Genomic DNA, 18,408 nt, shown 5'->3' with positions numbered 1-18,408 from the left:
CCGGGGCGGCGAGGCGGACAACCGCTTTCCTTAGGAATCCGGCGTCGGGCTTCATGGCTTTCTTGCCCGATTCTCATGCTGTCGGCAAGGCCCTCTCATCGTGGGGGAGCACGGTGGAGCCATGACCGGATTCGAGCACGACCCGTACCAGCCGCAGCGGCCCACCTCTGGAAACCCGCAGCCGTGGGGCGGACACCCGACTTCCGGGCCGGCGTTCGATCCGGCCCGGACTTCCGAGGGGACGACGGCGTCCGCACCGCCGAACCCGCCCCACGCGGGTGGCCCGGGCCCGTCCGGGCCGCCGTCGGGTCCTTGGTCGTTCGGCAGCCCGATGGCACCGACGCCGCCGGAGCGCCCCCGCCGCAAGAGCCGCATGGGCGTCGCCTTGCTGGTGGCGGGCACGATCGCCGCGTCGGGAGTCGCGGGCGGCGTGGCCGGGACGGTCGCGTCCCACCAGAACTCGTCGGCGTCGGCGAGCACCGGCGCGCCGACGTCCGACTCGGCGGTCAACACCCCGATCAGCAACCAGACCGGCCAGCCGACGACCGCCATCGGCCAGGTCGCCAAGGCGGCCCTGCCGACCGTGGTCCAGGTGACGGTGAACTCCTACCAGGGCAAGTCGGTCGGCTCCGGCGTCATCCTCTCCGCCGACGGCAAGATCCTCACCAACAACCACGTGGTCGCCGAGGCGGCGGGCGGCAACGGCCAGATCTCCGTCACCTTCAACGACGGCAGGACCGCCCAGGCCTCGATCGTCGGCACCGACAGCGGCAGCGACCTGGCGGTGATCCAGGCCCAGAGCGTCAGCGGCCTGCCCACCGCCACCCTCGGCGACAGCGACAAGGTCCAGGTCGGCGACACCGTGATCGCCATCGGCTCCCCCGACGGCCTGCAGAGCACCGTCACCTCCGGCATCGTCAGCGCCCTGAACCGCCAGGTGACCGTCAGCAGCGGCCAGAGCCGCTACTCCAACGGCAGCCAGGTCACCTACAAGGCCATCCAGACCGACGCCAGCCTGAACCCCGGCAACTCCGGCGGCCCCCTGCTCAACGCCCAGGGCCAGGTGATCGGCGTCAACTCCGCCATCTACTCCCCGACCAGCGCCTTCGGCGGCCAGGGCGGCAGCGTCGGCCTCGGCTTCTCCATCCCGGTGAACCAGGTCAAGGCCCTGCTGGGCAAGCTGGAGGGCGGTCAAAGCAGCTGACCGTCGCCTCCTCTGCGAACGCCCCGGAAGGGAGCCTCCGGGGCGTTTCGCCTTGTCCGGGCTCTGGTGGCCGGCGGTGGAGCCGACTCAGGCGCCGGCCTCAGCGCGGGCCGCAGCGCGAGCCTCAGCTGCCCGCGCGGCCTGCTCGACCTTCGCGAAGTAGGCCGCGCGCGCGTCCTCGTCGATCGGCTCCTCATACGCCGCCGCCATCCCGGTCCGCCCGTCGAGCCCTTCCCGCAGCACGTCGGCGTGCCCGGCATGCCGGGTGGTCTCGCTGAGCACGTGGATCAAGACGTCGAACAGCTTCGTCTCAGGACGCGGCCACCACGGCACGTGCCCGACGGCATCGATATGTCCTCCCGCGTCTCGTCCGGAGTCACCCAGTGGTCGCTGCCGTCGTAGTCCTGCCACCCCTGCAACGGCCCGGGGTAGGGGGAGGTTGACACCGGTCGCGGTCAGAGGCCGACGGACGTCGTACTCGGAGAGCCCGTCGAGCTTCCAGATCAACACCTCACGCGTCCACCGCAGGCCGCTTTGCAGGCGTTCGTTCACGAAGTCGTCAGCCACGATGCCACGTCCTCACTACGCCCCATCCTTCGGACCGGAGACCCGCCGCCACTTCTTCGCCACGGTCTTGAGCGACGAGTCTCCCCGCTGGACGTACTGCGCGATGTAGCCACAAGCCACGCAGATGTAGACGTCGGTCGGGGTATTCATCACGGTCCCCCGAAGGCTGACCCCACCGAACACACCGCGCCCAGGCTTCAAACCATCCAAGGCGTAATAGACCTCGGTAGCACCGCAGCTACTGCATGTGCCTTCCCGCATCGACATATGGGGAGACTAACGGTCCTGCGACAAGCCACGCAGAAAACGCACAGGCTACCGGCAACGACTCACTTCCCAGGCGCCAGCACCGGGCTGTTGTGATACGCGGCGATCAACCACCGCCCCTCCCGCTTCTCGAGCACCCACGTCGCGTTCACCTTGGCCTCCTCCGGCACCTCGGTGGCCCCGCCGAACAGGATCCCCGACTCACTGACGACGATCGCGGCGTCCCGACCGATGAAGCGGATACTGAGCTGCTTGTTGTAGGTCGACGTCCCCTTGAGCGGCCCCTCGAAGGCCGCCGCCATGCTGTCCCGGATGACGTCCCGGCTGTCCCGCAGCGACCCCGTCATGATCGCGGTGGCGTCCGCGGTGTAGTCCGCGACCATCCCGGCCGCGTCCCCTGCCGCCCACGCCTTGTACGAGGCGATCAGCACGTCCTGGATCGCGGCCTCGTCTGCCACACGGTTCTCCGACATCAGAATCTCCCTTGTGATCGGCTCGCCCGGGCTGTCCGGCGAACTCACCACTACGTACTGGCGCCGAGTTCTGAAGTCATCGCTGTCGCGGAAGAAATATTGAGGCGTCGGGACCTACGACGGCGAGAGACTGCGTGCCCCGCCTGCTCGCGGACGTGCGCCGACGATGCGTTTCAACTCGTCAGCTCCGGCCTGTTCGGCGGGACGCTCCAACAGACTCGGGAAGAACGAGCCACTGCGCCACTTGGGGATGTGCAGCTCCACGTCCCCGGCCGCGGTGGTCAAGCCACGGTCGCGGTGTCCGTCGCGCAGGTTCGTGCGCTGCTCGCTGTGCTGGTAGGGCGCCTCGCCGATCGCGACGGTGGCTTCAGCCTCGATGAGTTCCTGCAAGATCCGCTCCAACACGGTCGAACCATGTCCACATTGTTGGACGAACGTAGTGACGCCAGCAGGTCCAGTAGTTCAGACTGGGAGAGAGCCATCGCCGGCGTGTCCTTTCACAGGGAACGTCAAACCTTCCCTTTGACCGTCCGGCGATGGCTTCCTCAACACAAAAGCCCAGCTCAAGGTCAGTACACCACTCCAGCGAACGTGACCCGCCTTGGGTCACTTGCCGGGACGCAACCGCGCCTTGCCACCTTTGACGGTTATCAAGAAACGACGCGCCATCCCTACAACGTCTAGGGCCGCGCCCCTAGAAAACACGAAACAGCCCCGGAGCTTGATAGCTCCGGGGCTGCTCACCGGGGTGGGCCTAGGTGGACTTGAACCACCGACCTCCGCCTTATCAGGGCGGCGCGCTAACCAACTGTGCCATAGGCCCCGGTTGGTAACGTCGAGAAGCTTACCCCACGCGGGGCGGTGCCCCAAAACCGCTTTCCGGGCCTGGTGACCGGCCCGGTGGGCGGTGGCGGTGGGTCAGGAGGCGGTGTCGTCGGCCAGGGTGACCTCGACGCCGCCGACCAGGGCGGAGCACATGTTGTACAGGTAGGCGCCGAGGGTGGCCAGGGCGGTGAACAGGACGATGTTGACCACGCTGACCAGGGCCGTGAAGCTGATCACCTTGCCGAAGGACAGGACGGAGGTGAGGGTGAGACTGTTGGGCTGGTTGGAGGGGGCGACCGAGGCGAGGGTCCGGTTGATCGAGTCGAAGACGCCCAGGGCGTTCAGGGCCGACCAGAGGAGGGCGGCGGCCACCACGGAGACGACGGCGAAGGCGATCGACAGGACGAAGGTGGTCTTCATCACCGACCAGGGGTCGATCTTGGCCACGCGGAGGCGGGCCTTGCGGCCGCGGGGGGCGGCGCCGGGGGCCTGCTGGTAGCGGGGGGCGCCGGCCGGGGCGCCGCCGGGGCCAGACGGGCGGGGGGACCAGCCGCCGCCCGCGGGTTGCGGACGGGGGCCGGTCTGGCCGGGCGCGGAGTCCGGTTGCTGATACGCCACGGTGCCCATGGTAGGCGCTCCCTTGCGCTTGCCCCCGCCGCGACGGCCGCCGCCGCTGGAGATGCGGCCGGCCAGGCCGGAGAGGCCGGCGGTGATCGAGGCGGCGGCGTTGGACGCCATGGCGCCGGCCGTGGAGGCGGCCGGGGCCGCGCCGCGGGTGCCGCCGGCTCCCGGGGTGCCGGGTCCGCCCGGGGCTCCGGGCGCGCCGGCGGGGCCCTGGCCATAGCCGCCCGGACCGCGTCCACCCTGCGGGCCGTGCGCCTGCTGCGGGCGCGGCGCGCCCTGAGGGCCTTGGGGACTCTGCTGATACGGCGCAGGCTGACGGTGCGCACCGGGGGGCGCGGCGTCGGAGCCCGGCCCGTAAGTGCGGGGCCCGCCGCCGGCGCCGTCGGGGTCGGTTCCGAGGCCGGGATCGGTCGTCGTCTCGCTACTCACTCGGCCAAGCTACCGTCCTACTCCTCTGAGGTCTCCCCAGCCCCGCTATTTTTCGTAGTCGGGTCCATATGTTCGATGGACGCGTCGGATGCGCTGCGCACGTGGACGGACACGTAACGGAACGACGGCCCTGATGACCGCGGCCGGGCGGGTGGCCGAACGGGGGTCACCCATCTGCCGTGCCGGCGCCAGATCGGGAAACCTCCGCACGCGAAACGGCGGCACCGATGCCTCGCATCGATGCCGCCGTCGCGTTTCGCCGTGGAGCTACTCCTCGTCGGAGTCCTCGACAGCGCTGTCCTCGGCCTCAGCCGCGATCTCCGCGTCACCGGAGCCGGCCGCCTCCACGGCCGCCGCCAGGGCCTTCGCCTCCACCGTCAGCGCCTCGCCGTCCTCGCCGAGCTCGTCCTCGACCTCGCCCGGGTCGGCGTTGCGCGCGATCGCGAGCACCGTGTCCCCCTTGCTGAGGTTTATCACCCGCACGCCCATGGTGTCCCGGGACGTCGGCCGCACCTCGGCGACCCGGGTCCGGATCACCCCGCCGCTGAGCGTGATGGCCATGACCTCGTCGCCCTCGTCGACGATCGTCGCGCCCACCAGGCCGCCGCGCTCGTCGACGGTCTTGGCGGCGATGACGCCCAGGCCGCCGCGGCCGCGCAGCGGGAACATGTCCACCGGCGTCCGCTTGCCGTAGCCGCCGGAGGTCGCGGTGAACAGGAACGTCTCCGGCCGCACCACCGACATCGACAGCAGCTCGTCGTCCTCGCGGAAGCGCATCCCGATCACGCCGGAGGTGGCGCGGCCCATCGGCCGCAGCGCCTCGTCGGTGGCGGTGAACCGCAGCCCCTGCGCGCCCTTGGAGACCAGCAGCAGGTCGTCCTCGGGGGAGACCAGCTCGGCGGCGATCAGCTCGTCGTCCTCGCGCAGGTTGATCGCGATGACGCCGGCCGAGCGCGGCGAGTCGTAGTCCTTCAGCGGCGTCTTCTTGATCAGGCCCCTCTTGGTGGCCAGCACCAGGTACGGCGCCTGCTCGTAGTCCCGCAGGTCCAGGACCTGCGCGATCTTCTCCTCGGGCAGGAACGCCAGCAGGTTCGCCACGTGCTGCCCGCGCGCGTCGCGGGCCGTGTCCGGCAGCTCGTGCGCCTTGGCCCGGTACACCCGGCCCTTGTTCGTGAAGAACAGCAGCCAGTGGTGGGTGGTGGTGACGAAGAAGTGGTCGACGATGTCGTCCTGCTTCAGCTGCGCGCCCTTGACGCCCTTGCCGCCGCGCTTCTGCGAGCGGTACAGGTCGGTCCTGGTCCGCCGGGTGTAGCCGCCGCGGGTGATCGTGACGACCACGTCCTCCTCGGGGATCAGGTCCTCGATGGACATGTCGCCCTCGTACGGCACCAGCTGCGAGCGCCGGTCGTCGCCGTACTTGTCGGCGATCGCCTGCAGCTCCTCGGAGACGATCTGCCGCTGCCGGGCCGGGGACTCCAGGATCGCGTTGTAGTCCGCGATCTTCGCCATCAGCTCGTTGTGCTCGGCCTCGATCTTCTGCCGCTCCAGGGCGGCCAGCCGGCGCAGCTGCATCTCCAGGATCGCGTTGGCCTGGACCTCGTCGATGGTGAGCAGCGAGATCAGGCCGGTGCGGGCGTCCTCGACGGTGGGCGAGCGCCGGATCAGCGCCACCACCTCGTCGATCGCGTCCAGCGCCTTGAGCAGGCCCTGCAGGATGTGGGCGCGCTCCTGGGCCTTGCGCAGCCGGAACCGGGTGCGGCGCACGATCACGTCGATCTGGTGCGTGACCCAGTTCCGGATGAACGCGTCCAGCGACAGCGTGCGCGGCACGTCGTCGACCAGCGCCAGCATGTTGGCCCCGAACGAGTCCTGCAGCTGGGTGTGCTTGTACAGGTTGTTCAGCACGACCTTGGCGACCGCGTCCCGCTTCAGCACGATCACCAGACGCTGGCCGGTGCGCGAGGAGGACTCGTCGCGCACGTCGGCGATGCCGGCGATCTTGCCGTCCTTCACCAGCTCGGCGATCTTCAGCGCCAGGTTGTCCGGGTTCACCTGGTACGGCAGCTCGGTGACCACCAGGCACATCCGCCCGTTGATCTCCTCGGTGTTCACCACCGCGCGCATGGTGATCGAGCCGCGGCCGGTGCGGTAGGCCTCCTCGATGCCCCGGCGGCCGACGATCAGCGCGCCGGTCGGGAAGTCCGGGCCCTTGATCCGCTCGATGAGCGCTTCCAGCAGCTCCTCGTTGGTGGCCTCCGGGTTCGCCAGGAACCACTGGACGCCGTCGTTGACCTCGCGCAGGTTGTGGCTCGGGATGTTGGTGGCCATGCCGACCGCGATCCCGGTGGAGCCGTTCACCAGCAGGTTGGGGAACCGCGCGGGCAGCACCACCGGCTCGGTGGAGCGGCCGTCGTAGTTGGGGCGGAAGTCGACGGTCTCCTCGTCGATGTCCCGCACCATCTCCATGGCCAGCGGCGCCATCTTGCACTCGGTGTAGCGCATGGCCGCGGCCGGGTCGTTGCCCGGGGAGCCGAAGTTGCCGTTGCCGTCGACCAGCGGCATCCGCAGCGACCAGGGCTGGGCCAGGCGCACCAGGGTGTCGTAGATCGGGGAGTCGCCGTGCGGGTGGTAGATACCCATGACCTCGCCGACGACGCGCGCGCACTTGTAGTACCCGCGGTCGGGGCGGTAGCCGCCGTCGTACATCGCGTACAGCACGCGGCGGTGCACGGGCTTGAGGCCGTCCCGGACGTCCGGCAGCGCGCGGCCGACGATCACGCTCATCGCGTAGTCGAGGTACGAGCGCTGCATCTCGGTCTGGAGGTCGACCGGATCGATCCGGTCGTGCGGCGTCTCGTCCACAGTTTCCGTGCTCAAATCTCGATCCTTCGCAGTCAAGGAGAGGTGGTGCTCTCGTCAGGTCTCGGGCGGGGCGGGCGCCGGCCGGCGGCGCCTAGATGTCCAGGAACCTGACGTCCTTCGCGTTGCGCTGGATGAAGGTGCGCCGGGCCTCGACGTCCTCGCCCATCAGGACCGAGAACAGGTCGTCGGCCTGGGCCGCGTCATCGAGGGTGACCTGCCGCAGGATCCGGTGCTCGCGGTCCATGGTGGTGACCCGCAGCTCCTCGGCGTTCATCTCGCCGAGGCCCTTGAAGCGCTGCACGGTCTCGTCCTTCATGCGCTTGCCGGCCGCCACACCGGCCTCGATGAGCTGGTCGCGCTCCCGGTCGGAGTAGGCGTAGTGGAAGTCGTTGTTCGTCCACTTCACCTTGTACAGCGGCGGTGCGGCCAGGTAGACGTGGCCCGCCTCGACCAGCGGCTTCATGAACCGGAACAGCAGCGTCAGCAGCAGGGTGTTGATGTGCGCGCCGTCGACGTCGGCGTCCGCCATCAGGATGATCTTGTGGTACCGCAGCCGGCTGATGTCGAAGTCGTCGTGCACGCCGGTGCCCAGCGCCGAGATCAGCGCCTGCACCTCGGTGTTCTGCAGCACCTTGTCGATGCGCGCCTTCTCGACGTTCAGGATCTTGCCGCGGATCGGCAGGATGGCCTGGGTCATCGGGTCGCGGCCGGAGCGCGCGGAGCCGCCGGCCGAGTCGCCCTCGACGATGAAGATCTCAGTCTTCGTCGGGTCGTTGGACTGGCAGTCGGACAGCTTGCCGGGCAGCGAGGTGGACTCCAGCAGACCCTTGCGGCGGGTGAGCTCGCGGGCCTTGCGCGCGGCCATCCGCGCGGTGGAGGCCTGGACCGCCTTGCGGACCACCTCGCGGGCCTCGTTCGGGTTCTCCTCCAGCCACTCGCCGAGCTTCTCGTAGGTCAGGCGCTGCACGAACGCCTTAGCCTCGGGGTTGCCCAGCTTGTCCTTGGTCTGGCCCTCGAACTGCGGCTCGGCCAGCTTCACCGAGATGATCGCGGTCAGGCCCTCGCGGATGTCCTCGCCGGCGAGGTTGTCGTCCTTGTCCTTCAACAGCTTCTGGTCGCGCGCGTACTTGTTGATGAGCGTCGTCATCGCCGCGCGGAAGCCCTCTTCGTGGGTGCCGCCGCCGTGCGTGTTGATGTTGTTGGCGAAGGTGTAGATGGACTCCGCGTACTGGCTGTTCCACTGCAGCGCGACCTCGGCGGCGAGGGTCTTGTCCTTGTCCTCGCCGGAGACCTCGATGACGTTCGGGTGCACAGGCTCGCCCTTGCGGGCATTGATGTGCCGCACGAAGTCGGCGATGCCGCCCTCGGCGTGGTACTTCACCGAGCGCTGCTCGCCGTTCTCGTCCCGGAACTCCGGGCGCTCGTCGGTGAGCGAGATCGTCAGGCCCCGGTTGAGGAACGCCATCTCCTGGAAGCGCCGCGAGAGCGTCTCGAAGGAGTAGACGGTGGTCTCGAAGATGTCGCCGTCGGCCCAGAAGACCGTGGTGGTGCCGGTGTCCTCGGCGGTGCCGCCCTTGCGCACCTCGGACTCGGGCACGCCGTGCTTGTAGCTCTGATTCCACACGTGGCCGTCTGTGTGGACCTCGACGTCGACCCGGGTGGACAGCGCGTTGACCACCGACACGCCGACGCCGTGCAGACCGCCGGAGACCTTGTAGCCGCCGTCGCCGAACTTGCCGCCGGCGTGCAGGATGGTCATCACGACCTCCAGCGCCGACTTGCCGGTCTTGCTGTTGATGCCGACCGGGATGCCGCGGCCGTTGTCGACGACCTTCACGCCGCCGTCGGCCAGCAGGGTCACCTCGATGGTGTCCGCGAACCCGGCCATCGCCTCGTCGACGGAGTTGTCGACGATCTCGTACACCAGGTGGTGCAGTCCACGTTCCCCGGTTGAGCCGATGTACATGCCGGGCCGCTTACGGACCGCCTCCAGCCCTTCCAGGACACTGATGGAGTCGGCGTTGTAGGTGCCATCGGAGCTTGGGGTGCCACCCCCGGTCGGTTCTACGTCCGCCACGGCGCGCTGGCCCTTTCTCAAAGCACGGCCCGGTGCTCGGAGCGCGGCGCAGGGGTGGAAGCCCAACCTGACAGTCGCGGCCCGACGCGAGCCGCGAAGGGGAAGACTTACGGGCTCTAGTCTACCCTGCCCGACTGACGAAAGAGGCCCTCCTAGGGCTCTGCAGGGCCCTAGGAGACATTTTTTGCCCGTCTTTGAAGACCCCCTATGCGAGGACGCCTACGAGACGCTTACGGGACCGTCCGGCACGGTCTGAGGATGCGAGAGGGTGATTGTCACAGGTATAGACCGGTATCGCAGCGGCTCGGGACTCCGGCCCGCGCCCGCCGGACGTCGCTCGGGACCGCTGGAGCGTGGGACGGATGGGGTGCCAGCGCCGGCTGTGGCCACCCACCGCGGTCCTCGCGGACACAGGTTGTAGCAGAACTGATGCGGAGCTCCGGGCGGCGGAAACGAAATGACAGCGCCCGGTCGGCGTCTCCGGGGCGGTGTCCCACGCTCACCGGCCGCCGGGACCGACCACCTTCAGGGTCGCGATCGCACCGGCGGTGTCCCGGCCGCCGTGCGCCGAGCGCGACGTGCCCAGCTCCGCGTTCAGCTTCGCCAGCAGCTGTGGCGCCAGCATCCGCAGCTCGGTGGCCCAGGCCGCGGAGTCGGTGCGGACGGTGAGCACGCCGTCGTGGAACTCCACCGGGGTGCAGTGCGCCGCGATGTGGCCGCCGACGATCTCCGACCAGCGGCCCATCACCCCGCCGACGGCGGCCGGGACCGTCCAGCCGCGGTCTTCGATCAGCCGCGGGATCGCCGACGAGAGCAGCTGGGGGTCGCGTTCGTCGGGCCCGGACCCCGAGCGCTGGCCGGGGGTCGCGGTCCGGCGGCGGCCGCCGTTCCAGCCGGCCCCGCCGTCGCGTCCGCGGGCCCGGGCCGCGGCCAGGGCGGCGCGGGCCAGGTCCATGCCGGACCCGGCCGCGTCCCCGTCGTCCACAGGCTGTGGATTCACGCGGCGGTCACCTGCCCCGCGGCGACCGCGTACTTCTGCCCGGCCAGCTGCGGCGGGACGTCGGCGTCCACCGCCGCGGTGATGAGCACCTGGTCGGCACCCGAGACCCGCTCGGCCAGCCGGCGCCGGCGCTTGGCGTCGAGCTCGGCGAAGACGTCGTCGAGGATCAGGACCGGCTCGCCGCCGTCGGACCCGTCCGAGCGCAGCAGGTCGTAGGAGGCCAGGCGCAGGGCCAGCGCGTACGACCAGGACTCGCCGTGGCTGGCGTAGCCGCGGGCGGGCATGTTCTCGCCGGAGCCGGAGGTCAGTTCCAGGAGCATTTCGTCACGGTGCGGCCCGACCAGGGTGATGCCGCGCTCCAATTCGTTAGCGCGGGCCTCGCCCAGGGTGGCCAGGAACTGTTCCGTCAGGGCCCCGACCACGGTGTCCGGCTCCGGGGCGATCGTCGAGCGGTAGCCGATGCGGGTCGCACCGCCCTCGGCGATCTCGGCATAACACTTGTCCACAAGCGGGGACAGCGCTGTGATGAGCGCCAGCCGCGCGGCCACCAGCTCGGAACCGGCCAGCGCCAGGTGGTGGTCCCAGGCGTCGAGTGTCGACATGTTGGGACCGGAGGTCTTGTTACGCCGGGCCATCGCGGCCGTGCGCAGCAAGGTGTTCCGCTGTTTCAGGACCCGGTCGTAGTCGGCGCGCACGCCCGCGAACCGCGGCCAGCGCGCGACCAGCAGGTCGTCCAGGAACCGGCGCCGCTCGCCCGGATCACCCTTCACCAGCGCCAGGTCCTCCGGCGCGAACAGCACGGTCCTCAGCACGCCCAGCACCTCGCGCGGCCGCGGCACCGGGTTGCGGTTCAGCCGCGCGCGGTTGGAGCCGCCGGGGTTCAGCTCGATCTCCACCAGCTGGGTCCGACCCTCGCGCTCGACGTTCGCGCGCACTATGGCCCGCGGCGCCCCGAACCGCACCAGCGGCTGGTCGGTGGCGACCCGGTGGCTGTCCAGGGTGGCGACGTAGCCGATCGCCTCGACCAGGTTGGTCTTCCCCTGACCGTTGGGGCCGACGAACGCGGTGACGCCTCCCCCGAGCGGGAGCTCGAGGGAGGCGTAGGAGCGGAAGTCCGCCAGCGACAGATGCGTGACCCGCAAGGTGAGTCCTTCGCTCAGACCGGAGTGCTAGTCCTTGTGGACGGCGTGGCCGCCGAACTGGTTGCGCAGCGCCGCGATCGCCTTCATCTGCGGCGAGTCCTCCTGCCGCGAGGTGAAGCGGGCGTACAGCGAGGCGGTGATCGCCGGGGTCGGCACGGCCATGTCGATACCGGCCTCCACGGTCCAGCGGCCCTCACCGGAGTCGTCGGCGTAGCCGCGGATGGCGGACAGGTGCTCGTCGTCGTCCAGCGCGCGCACCAGCAGGTCCAGCAGCCACGAGCGGATGACGGTGCCCTCGGTCCAGGACCGGAAGACCTCGCGCACGTTGGTCACCTGCGGTGCGGCCTCCAGCAGTTCCCAGCCCTCGGCGAAGGACTGCATCATGCCGTACTCGATGCCGTTGTGGACCATCTTCGAGAAGTGGCCCGCGCCGACCGCGCCGGCGTGCACGAAGCCGCTGTCGCCCTCGGGCTTGAGCGCCTCGAAGATCGGCATGACCCGGCCGATCGCGTCCTCGGCGCCGCCGACCATCAGGGCGTAGCCGTTCTCCAGGCCCCACACGCCGCCGGAGACACCGGCGTCGACGAATCCGACGCCCTTCTCCTTCAGCAGCTCGGCGTGCTTGACGTCCTCGGTCCAGCGCGAGTTCCCGCCGTCGATCACCAGGTCGCCGACGGACAGCAGATCGGCCAGCTCCCGGATCGTGGCGTCGGTGGGCTCGCCGGCCGGGACCATGACCCACACCGCCCGGGGGGCCTGGAGGGTCTGGACGAGCTCCTTCAGGGACCCGACGTCGGCCAGCTTGGGGTCGCGGTCGTAGCCGACGACGGTGTGCCCGGCGCGGCGGATGCGCTCGCGCATGTTCCCGCCCATCTTGCCCAAGCCGACAAGACCGATCTCCATGGTCTTTCCTCTTCCTCTGTCACCTGATCGTGTCAGCTATGACACTACGGCGGCTGTGTGGCGCGTGCTTTCCGGGTCAGCCCGCGGACTGACCGGGCACACGCAGCGGCATCATCAGGTAACGGAACTCGTCCAGCGGCGCGGCGTCGAGGGCCGGGCGGCCCATGAGCACCGCGGGCTTGCTGGCCACGGTGAACGACAGCTGGGCGTACGGGGTGTCGATCACCTGCAGGCCGTCGAGCAGGAAGGCGGGGTTGAAGGAGACGGTGATGTCGTCGCCGTCCAGCACCGCGTCCATGGCCTCGGAGGCCTGCGCCTCGTCGCCGGCCCCGGCCTCCAGGGTCACCTCGCCCTGGGTGAAGGCCAGCTTGATCGGGGAGGTGCGGTCGGCCACCAGGGAGACGCGCTTGGCGGCCTCCAGGAACGGCGCGGTCTCCACGGTCGCGGTGATGTTGTACTCGTTCGGGAACAGCGAGCGGTACTTCACGAACTCGCCGGACAGCAGCCGCGAGGTCATCCGGCGCGCCCCCTTGCCGCCGCTGCTCGCGCCCTCACCGGACTCGAAGCCGATCAGGCCCTCACCGGCGTCGCCGGAGGACAGCGCCAGGGTGACCCAGTCGCCGCCGGTGAGCGCTTTCGCGGTGTCGGCCAGGATCTTGGAGGGGATCAGCGCGGTCGCCGACATCTCCTGCTGCTCCGGCTTCCACTGGAGCTCGCGCACCGCCAGCCGGAACCGGTCGGTGGCGACCAGGGTGATCTTCTCGCCCTCGATCTCCACGCGGATGCCGGTGAGCATCGGGATGGTGTCGTCGCGGCCGGCCGCGATGGCCACCTGGGAGACCGCTCCGGCCAGCCCGGAGGCCGTGACGGCGCCGGTGGCGGTGGGCATGGTGGGCAGCGCCGGGTAGTCCTCCACCGGCAGCGTCTGCAGGGTGAAGCGGGAGGAGCCGCAGGAGAGCAGCACCTTAGAGCCCTCGGTGGCGAACTCCACCGGGCGGTTCGGCAGCGACTTGGCGATGTCCGCGAGCAGCTTGCCGTGGATCAGGATCCGGCCGGGCTCGGTGACGTCGGCGGTGATCTCGGCGCGCGAGGAGACCTCGTAGTCGAAGCCGGACAGGGTGACGGAGCCCTCGCCGCCGTCGCCTTCCACGGCTTCGAAGACCAGACCCGCCAGCACCGGGGCGGCCGGGCGGCTGGGCAGGGACCGCGCGGTCCATGCCACGGCCTCGGAAAGGACGTCGCGCTCGACCCGGAACTTCACCGGACACCGCCTCCTGCTTGCTTGCTGCTCGTCGGAACCAGCGTCCCATCATGCCGTGGCCGACCCACAGGCTGTGAATCGTGTCGGCATGTCGGGAGGTTCCAGTGTGCCCCAAGCAGGCCCGTCGGCGGGTTGAAACCGCGACGGAGCGGGAAGGGTTGTCAGTGCCACCTGGAAGAGTGAATCCGGGCCGGTGGCCTTCGGACGTCCGACAAGTGGACCGCAAGTTTTCCACAGATGTGGGCCGAGGCGATTCAAATCGGCCGACGAAGCTATCTGTAGTGGTCGTAGTAGTAGGGGCTGTGGATACTGTGGATAACCAGTCTTCGGGCAGCTCAGAGCTATTTTGTTAGTCCACATTGCTTGTGTATGAAACTGTGGAAAACAAATCATCTCTGGGGATAACCACCCGGTATCCACACGTCCATTCACTTACACACAGCGTTGTCCACAGGTTATCCCCAGTTTTCCCCCACCTTTTCCCCAGGCGGGGTCGATCCCCGGGGCGGCCGTGTGAGGGACATGTCGAACCTGTCGAACGTCGGTCCTTTGGGCGTCTCCTTAGCGACATAGAGCTTCGAAGCGGACATGCAGGACATTAGTCGACAAGGAGCTATGAAAGGTGGGAGGTCGGGGCCCGGCGATCTTCGGCGTGTCGCGTCCCGGTCCGGCGGACGTGACGAAAAGGGTCCCCGGCCGTCGGTCGGACGGCCGGGGACCCGGGAGAAGCGCTGGTCAGCCCGATTGCTTGATGCGGTTCGTGAGCTCGGTGACCTGGTTGTAGATGGCGCGGCGCTCGGGGAGCAGCGAGCGGATCTTGCGGTCGGCGTGCATCACGGTGGTGTGGTCGCGGCCGCCGAAGGCCTGACCGATCTTGGGCAGCGAGAGGTCGGTGAGTTCGCGGCACAGATACATGGCGATCTGCCGGGCGGTCACCAGGATCCGGCTGCGGGAGGTGCCGCAGAGGTCCTCCATGGTGATGCCGAAATACATGGCGGTCTGCGCCATGATCGTGGAGACCGTGATCTCCGGGCCGGCCGCGTCCGGGACGAGGTCCTTCAGCACGATCTCGGCCAGCGACAAGTCGACGGGCGCCCGGTTGAGCGAGGCGAACGCGGTGACCCGGATCAGGGCGCCCTCGAGCTCGCGGATGTTGGTGGAGATCTTGGAGGCGATGAACTCCAGGACCTCCGGCGGCGCGTTCAGGCCTTCTTGCTGCGCCTTTTTGCGCAGGATCGCGATCCGGGTCTCCAGTTCGGGCGGCTGGATGTCCGTGATCAGACCCCACTCGAAGCGTGAGCGGAGCCGGTCCTCCAGGGTGTTCAGCTGCTTGGGCGGCCGGTCGCTGGAGATGACGATCTGCTTGGAGGCGTTGTGGAGGGTGTTGAAGGTGTGGAAGAACTCCTCCTGCGTCCCCTCCTTGTTCTCCAGGAACTGGATGTCGTCGACCATGAGGATGTCGACGTCGCGGTAGCGGCGGCGCAGCAGGTCGCCCTTGCCATCGCGGATCGCGTTGATGAAGTCGTTGGTGAACTCCTCGGTGGACACGTAGCGCACGCGGGTCTGCGGGTACAGGTTGCGGGCGTAGTGGCCGATCGCGTGGAGCAGGTGGGTCTTGCCCAGGCCGGAGTCGCCGTAGATGAACAACGGGTTGTAGGCCTTGGCCGGGGCCTCGGCGACCGCGACCGCGGCGGCGTGCGCGAACCGGTTGCTGGAGCCGATGACGAAGGTCTCGAAGACGTACTTCTCGTTGAGCTTGGCGTGCTGCGCCTTGGCGCCGCCGGCCTCGTCGACCGAGGACCGGGCCCCGGGGCTGCCGGTGGACAGCGCGAGGGTGGCCGCTATCGGGTCGCTCGGCTCGGCCGGCGGTTCGGAGAGGCGCGGGGGCGGCAGCGCGACGCCGCCGGCCATGGGCCGGGAGGCCTCGGGGGAGAAGGCCGGGGGCTCACTGTGATACGTCGGCAGGCGGTGCGCCTCGGCGGCGGTGGCGGCCACCGGCGGGGGCGTCCAGTGGTTCGCCGGGGGCGCGGCGTGCTGCGGCACCGGGCTGGGCGCCGGAGCGGCGGCCGGTGCGCTGGCCGGGGCCGGCTGGTTCTCCAGCGTCTTGTCGACGAAGAGGCTGAACTTCTTGATGTCGCCGCCGAGCACCGCTGTGAGATGCGCCATGAGCATCGGCTCAAGCCGCTGTTCCAGGTAGTTCTTGGAGAACTCGTCCGGGACGGCGAGCACCACGGTGTCCCCGATCACCGCCACGACCTGCGGGATCATCAGGAAGGCCTGTTCGCTCTTGGTCAGCGACTCGTCCGCCTCGACGCGGGCCACGAACTCCGGCCACAGGGCCTTCGGATCACCGGGGGCGGCGGGCGGCGGCGGGACCGGGGTGTAGCCTTGCGGGTCGGACACGGCCTGCGGCTCCTTCGGTGACGGCGGCGGGTGGATCGGGGCCGCCTCGGCCTCACGTTTCCACAGGCTTTCCACAGGTCGTGCACAGCGGATGTGCACGGTCCGGGGCAGCGCGGGGCGTAGCCGCGTCGGTCATCGTATCTGTCGTTTTCACTGGTCCCGCGCTTGTCGAAGGCTGCGGGCCTCACAAAATGCGGTGCGCCGCGTCCTCGCGGCGGTCCGCCGACCGTAGCCGGTACCCCCGGTTATCCACAAGTACGATGGCCCTGTGGATAATAGCCGGTACCGGTGCCCCGGCGGGCGGGTCGACCTCGGGTTTGACCCTTCCGGGTGGTGCCACGTACCGTAAGCAGGTCGAGAAGTCGATTGCCGATGCCGCACGTCTGTGCGCGCGTCACCCATATGGCGCCCGACCCACTCCACAGACACCAGCAGTGAGCCGCCCTGAAGGGCGCCAACGACACAGCGGAGCCCCCAGTGAGCAAGCGCACCTTCCAGCCGAACAACCGCCGCCGCGCCAAGACCCACGGCTTCCGGCTGCGCATGCGGACCCGCGCCGGCCGCGCGATCCTCGCGAACCGCCGCGCCAAGGGCCGCAGCGAGCTGTCGGCCTGAGCCGCCGCGACCAGATAGGGCCGCGCCGTGCTGTCCTCCGCCCATCGGATGCGGAGGTCGACGGACTTCGGTGCGGCGGTGCGCGGCGGTCGGCGGGCCGGCCGGTCCACCCTCGTCGCGCACCTGGCAGTCGTGTCCGACCCGTCGACTCCCGCTGACGCCCCCGCGCTGGCGGGCTTCGTGGTGAGCAAGGCCGTCGGCCCGGCCGTGGTGCGGACCGCCGTCAAGCGGCGGCTGCGCCACCTGGTCCGCGCCCGGCTCGACCGGCTGCCTCCGGGGTCGCTCCTGGTGGTCCGCGCCCTGCCGCCGGCCGCCACCGCGGATTCCGCGGCGCTCGGCGCCGACCTGGACTCCGCCCTGCGGAAGTTATTGCGATGAAGTACCTCCTGATGGGCCTGATCCGGCTCTACCAGATCGTCCTGAGCCCGGTGGTGAACTGGCGGGGACCGGTCTGCAAGTACGAACCCTCCTGTTCGCACTACGGCTACGAGGCCGTGAAGGTGCACGGAGCGGTCAAAGGCGGCGGCATGACCGTGTGGCGGGTGCTGCGCTGCAACCCGTGGAGCGCGGGCGGATACGATCCAGTCAAGCCCCGTGAGCCCAGGGGGCGGAAAGATCGCCGGGCGCGGAACCTCTCGGACGGTGAGAAGAGTTCCCCCGGTGACACACAGACTTCCGACCGGACTGCCATGGTCGGTATGCCCGAGAAGCCGGCCCGCGACGCGGTCCGGCCCGACCTGATGTCCAGCCGAGGAGCGCGATCGTGATCGACACAATCCTCTCGCCGATCATCTGGGCCACCAGCTTCGTCATGATGCTGTGGCACCAGGTGTTCGGAGCGATTTTCGGCAGCAGTTCCTCGACGTCCTGGGTGCTGTCGATCATCTTCCTGACGATCACCATCCGCGCCGCGATGATCCCGCTGTTCCGCAAGCAGATCAAGTCGATGCAGAACATGCAGCGACTCCAGCCGCAGATCCAGGCCCTGCAGAAGAAGTACAAGCTCGACAAGCAGAAGCTTCAGCAGGAGATGATGAAGCTGTACAAGGACAACGGGACCTCCCCGTTCGCCTCGTGCATGCCGATCCTGCTGCAGACGCCGTTCTTCATGGGCCTGTACCGGGTGCTGAGCCACGTGGCCTCCGGCCAGGCGGTCGGGGCGCTGTCCAAGGCCGACGCGGTGAGCGCCCAGCACGCCCAGTTCTTCGGCGCCCCGATCCCGCTGAGCTTCCTGCACCACTCGACCTCGTCGATGTCCGCGCTCGGCATCAGCTACTCGGTCACCACGCTGCAGGTCGTGGCGATGACCATGGCCATCATCTACGCCACGTCGCAGTTCCTGACGCAGCGCATGATGATGGCGAAGAACACCAACCTGGACAGCTCCGTCCCGAACCCCATGATGCAGAGCCAGAAGATCATGCTCTACGTCATGCCGTTCGGCATGCTGTTCTTCAGCCTGAACGTCCCGATCGGCGTCGTGCTCTACCTGATGACCACCAACGTGTGGACCATCGGCCAGCAGTTCTACACCCTGCGCAACTCCCCCATGCCCGGCAGCCAGGCCGAGAAGGAGATGCTGGCCCGCCGCAAGGCCAAGGAGCAGCGCAAGCGCGAGGAGCTGATCGCCAAGGACCCGGAGGCCGCCAAGCAGCTGGCCGAGGCGAACGGGTCCGCTTCCCAGGACAAGGTGCCGGTCTCACGGCAGCGCCAACAGCCGGTCCGCACCAGTCGTAGCAAGCGCAAGAAGTAGAGG

Annotated in this window: 15 protein-coding genes, 1 tRNA gene and 2 pseudogenes; 5 read left to right on the top strand and 13 right to left on the bottom strand. The window is 69.2% G+C overall.

The window, feature by feature from the left end; translation table 11 throughout:
- Window positions 1-121: 121 nt before the first annotated feature.
- Complete coding sequence (locus ABD466_RS06955) at window positions 122-1,204, top strand: S1C family serine protease (RefSeq protein WP_344656105.1); 1,083 nt, start codon at window positions 122-124, stop codon at window positions 1,202-1,204.
- 87 nt (window positions 1,205-1,291) lie between these two features.
- On the opposite strand, the pseudogene ABD466_RS06950 reads toward ABD466_RS06955, so the two are convergent.
- The 13 genes and pseudogenes from ABD466_RS06950 to dnaA form a co-directional block, all read right to left on the bottom strand.
- Window positions 1,292-1,771: pseudogene (locus tag ABD466_RS06950) on the bottom strand (mycothiol transferase).
- Between the two features lie 15 nt (window positions 1,772-1,786).
- Window positions 1,787-1,921: a hypothetical protein gene (locus tag ABD466_RS06945; RefSeq protein WP_344656104.1), complete on the bottom strand. Its 135-nt coding sequence runs from the start codon at window positions 1,919-1,921 to the stop codon at window positions 1,787-1,789.
- Between the two features lie 179 nt (window positions 1,922-2,100).
- Window positions 2,101-2,511: an SgcJ/EcaC family oxidoreductase gene (locus ABD466_RS06940; RefSeq protein WP_344656103.1), complete on the bottom strand. Its 411-nt coding sequence runs from the start codon at window positions 2,509-2,511 to the stop codon at window positions 2,101-2,103.
- A 204-nt stretch (window positions 2,512-2,715) separates the two neighbouring features.
- Window positions 2,716-2,993: pseudogene (locus ABD466_RS06935) on the bottom strand (transposase); the annotation flags it as partial.
- A 267-nt stretch (window positions 2,994-3,260) separates the two neighbouring features.
- Window positions 3,261-3,334 (bottom strand) — tRNA-Ile (locus ABD466_RS06930).
- Between the two features lie 95 nt (window positions 3,335-3,429).
- On the bottom strand, window positions 3,430-4,389 hold the full coding sequence (locus ABD466_RS06925; protein ID WP_344656101.1) for a DUF3566 domain-containing protein: 960 nt from the start codon (window positions 4,387-4,389) through the stop codon (window positions 3,430-3,432).
- A gap of 267 nt (window positions 4,390-4,656) precedes the next feature.
- On the bottom strand, window positions 4,657-7,200 hold the full coding sequence (gene gyrA, locus ABD466_RS06920) for a DNA gyrase subunit A (RefSeq protein ID WP_344656185.1): 2,544 nt from the start codon (window positions 7,198-7,200) through the stop codon (window positions 4,657-4,659).
- A 142-nt stretch (window positions 7,201-7,342) separates the two neighbouring features.
- Complete coding sequence (gene gyrB / locus ABD466_RS06915; RefSeq protein ID WP_344656100.1) at window positions 7,343-9,328, bottom strand: DNA topoisomerase (ATP-hydrolyzing) subunit B; 1,986 nt, start codon at window positions 9,326-9,328, stop codon at window positions 7,343-7,345.
- A 499-nt stretch (window positions 9,329-9,827) separates the two neighbouring features.
- Window positions 9,828-10,328, bottom strand: a complete 501-nt coding sequence (locus ABD466_RS06910) for a DciA family protein (RefSeq protein WP_344656099.1) — start codon at window positions 10,326-10,328, stop codon at window positions 9,828-9,830.
- Entirely contained in the window at window positions 10,325-11,470 is a 1,146-nt protein-coding gene (gene recF / locus ABD466_RS06905; protein ID WP_344656098.1) for a DNA replication/repair protein RecF, read from the bottom strand. The genes ABD466_RS06910 and recF overlap by 4 nt, the downstream gene beginning before the upstream one ends.
- A 27-nt stretch (window positions 11,471-11,497) precedes the next feature.
- A complete protein-coding gene (gnd, locus tag ABD466_RS06900; RefSeq protein ID WP_344656097.1) occupies window positions 11,498-12,373 on the bottom strand; it encodes a phosphogluconate dehydrogenase (NAD(+)-dependent, decarboxylating) in 876 nt (291 codons plus the stop codon).
- A gap of 76 nt (window positions 12,374-12,449) precedes the next feature.
- Entirely contained in the window at window positions 12,450-13,634 is a 1,185-nt protein-coding gene (gene dnaN, locus ABD466_RS06895; protein WP_344656096.1) for a DNA polymerase III subunit beta, read from the bottom strand.
- A gap of 735 nt (window positions 13,635-14,369) precedes the next feature.
- Window positions 14,370-15,902: a chromosomal replication initiator protein DnaA gene (gene dnaA / locus ABD466_RS06890; protein WP_425558574.1), complete on the bottom strand. Its 1,533-nt coding sequence runs from the start codon at window positions 15,900-15,902 to the stop codon at window positions 14,370-14,372.
- 612 nt (window positions 15,903-16,514) lie between these two features.
- Between dnaA and rpmH the strand changes: the two genes are divergently transcribed.
- Genes rpmH through yidC form a run of 4 tightly spaced genes read left to right on the top strand, consistent with a single transcriptional unit; the run spans window position 16,515 to window position 18,405 of the window.
- On the top strand, window positions 16,515-16,652 hold the full coding sequence (rpmH, locus tag ABD466_RS06885) for a 50S ribosomal protein L34 (RefSeq protein ID WP_015797593.1): 138 nt from the start codon (window positions 16,515-16,517) through the stop codon (window positions 16,650-16,652).
- 27 nt (window positions 16,653-16,679) lie between these two features.
- Window positions 16,680-17,030 (top strand): ribonuclease P protein component, encoded by a 351-nt coding sequence (gene rnpA / locus ABD466_RS06880; protein WP_344656095.1) that lies wholly within the window; start codon window positions 16,680-16,682, stop codon window positions 17,028-17,030.
- Window positions 17,027-17,419 carry a membrane protein insertion efficiency factor YidD gene (yidD, locus tag ABD466_RS06875; RefSeq protein ID WP_344656094.1) on the top strand — a complete coding sequence of 131 codons (393 nt, stop codon included), beginning with the start codon at window positions 17,027-17,029 and terminating at the stop codon, window positions 17,417-17,419. Before rnpA ends, yidD begins: the two co-directional genes overlap by 4 nt.
- The gene (gene yidC / locus ABD466_RS06870) at window positions 17,416-18,405 is read left to right on the top strand and encodes a membrane protein insertase YidC (protein ID WP_344656093.1); all 990 of its coding nucleotides are present in this window, start codon (window positions 17,416-17,418) and stop codon (window positions 18,403-18,405) included. Before yidD ends, yidC begins: the two co-directional genes overlap by 4 nt.
- Window positions 18,406-18,408: the final 3 nt, after the last annotated feature.

Source organism: Catenulispora subtropica (assembly GCF_039531675.1).
Taxonomy (GTDB): Bacteria; Actinomycetota; Actinomycetes; order Streptomycetales; family Catenulisporaceae; genus Catenulispora; species Catenulispora subtropica.
This window is presented reverse-complemented; position numbering and strand designations above follow the sequence as displayed.

Bases quoted from the DNA above. Each gene is read 5' to 3' on its own strand.
- ABD466_RS06955 (WP_344656105.1), top strand. From the start codon at position 122: ATGACCGGATTCGAGCACGACCCGTACCAGCCGCAGCGGCCCACCTCT.
- ABD466_RS06940 (WP_344656103.1), bottom strand. From the start codon at position 2,511: ATGTCGGAGAACCGTGTGGCAGACGAGGCCGCGATCCAGGACGTGCTG.
- gnd (WP_344656097.1), bottom strand. From the start codon at position 12,373: ATGGAGATCGGTCTTGTCGGCTTGGGCAAGATGGGCGGGAACATGCGC.
- yidD (WP_344656094.1), top strand. From the start codon at position 17,027: ATGAAGTACCTCCTGATGGGCCTGATCCGGCTCTACCAGATCGTCCTG.
- ABD466_RS06945 (WP_344656104.1), bottom strand. From the start codon at position 1,921: ATGAATACCCCGACCGACGTCTACATCTGCGTGGCTTGTGGCTACATC.
- gyrA (WP_344656185.1), bottom strand. From the start codon at position 7,200: ATGCAGCGCTCGTACCTCGACTACGCGATGAGCGTGATCGTCGGCCGC.
- dnaA (WP_425558574.1), bottom strand. From the start codon at position 15,902: ATGATCCCGCAGGTCGTGGCGGTGATCGGGGACACCGTGGTGCTCGCC.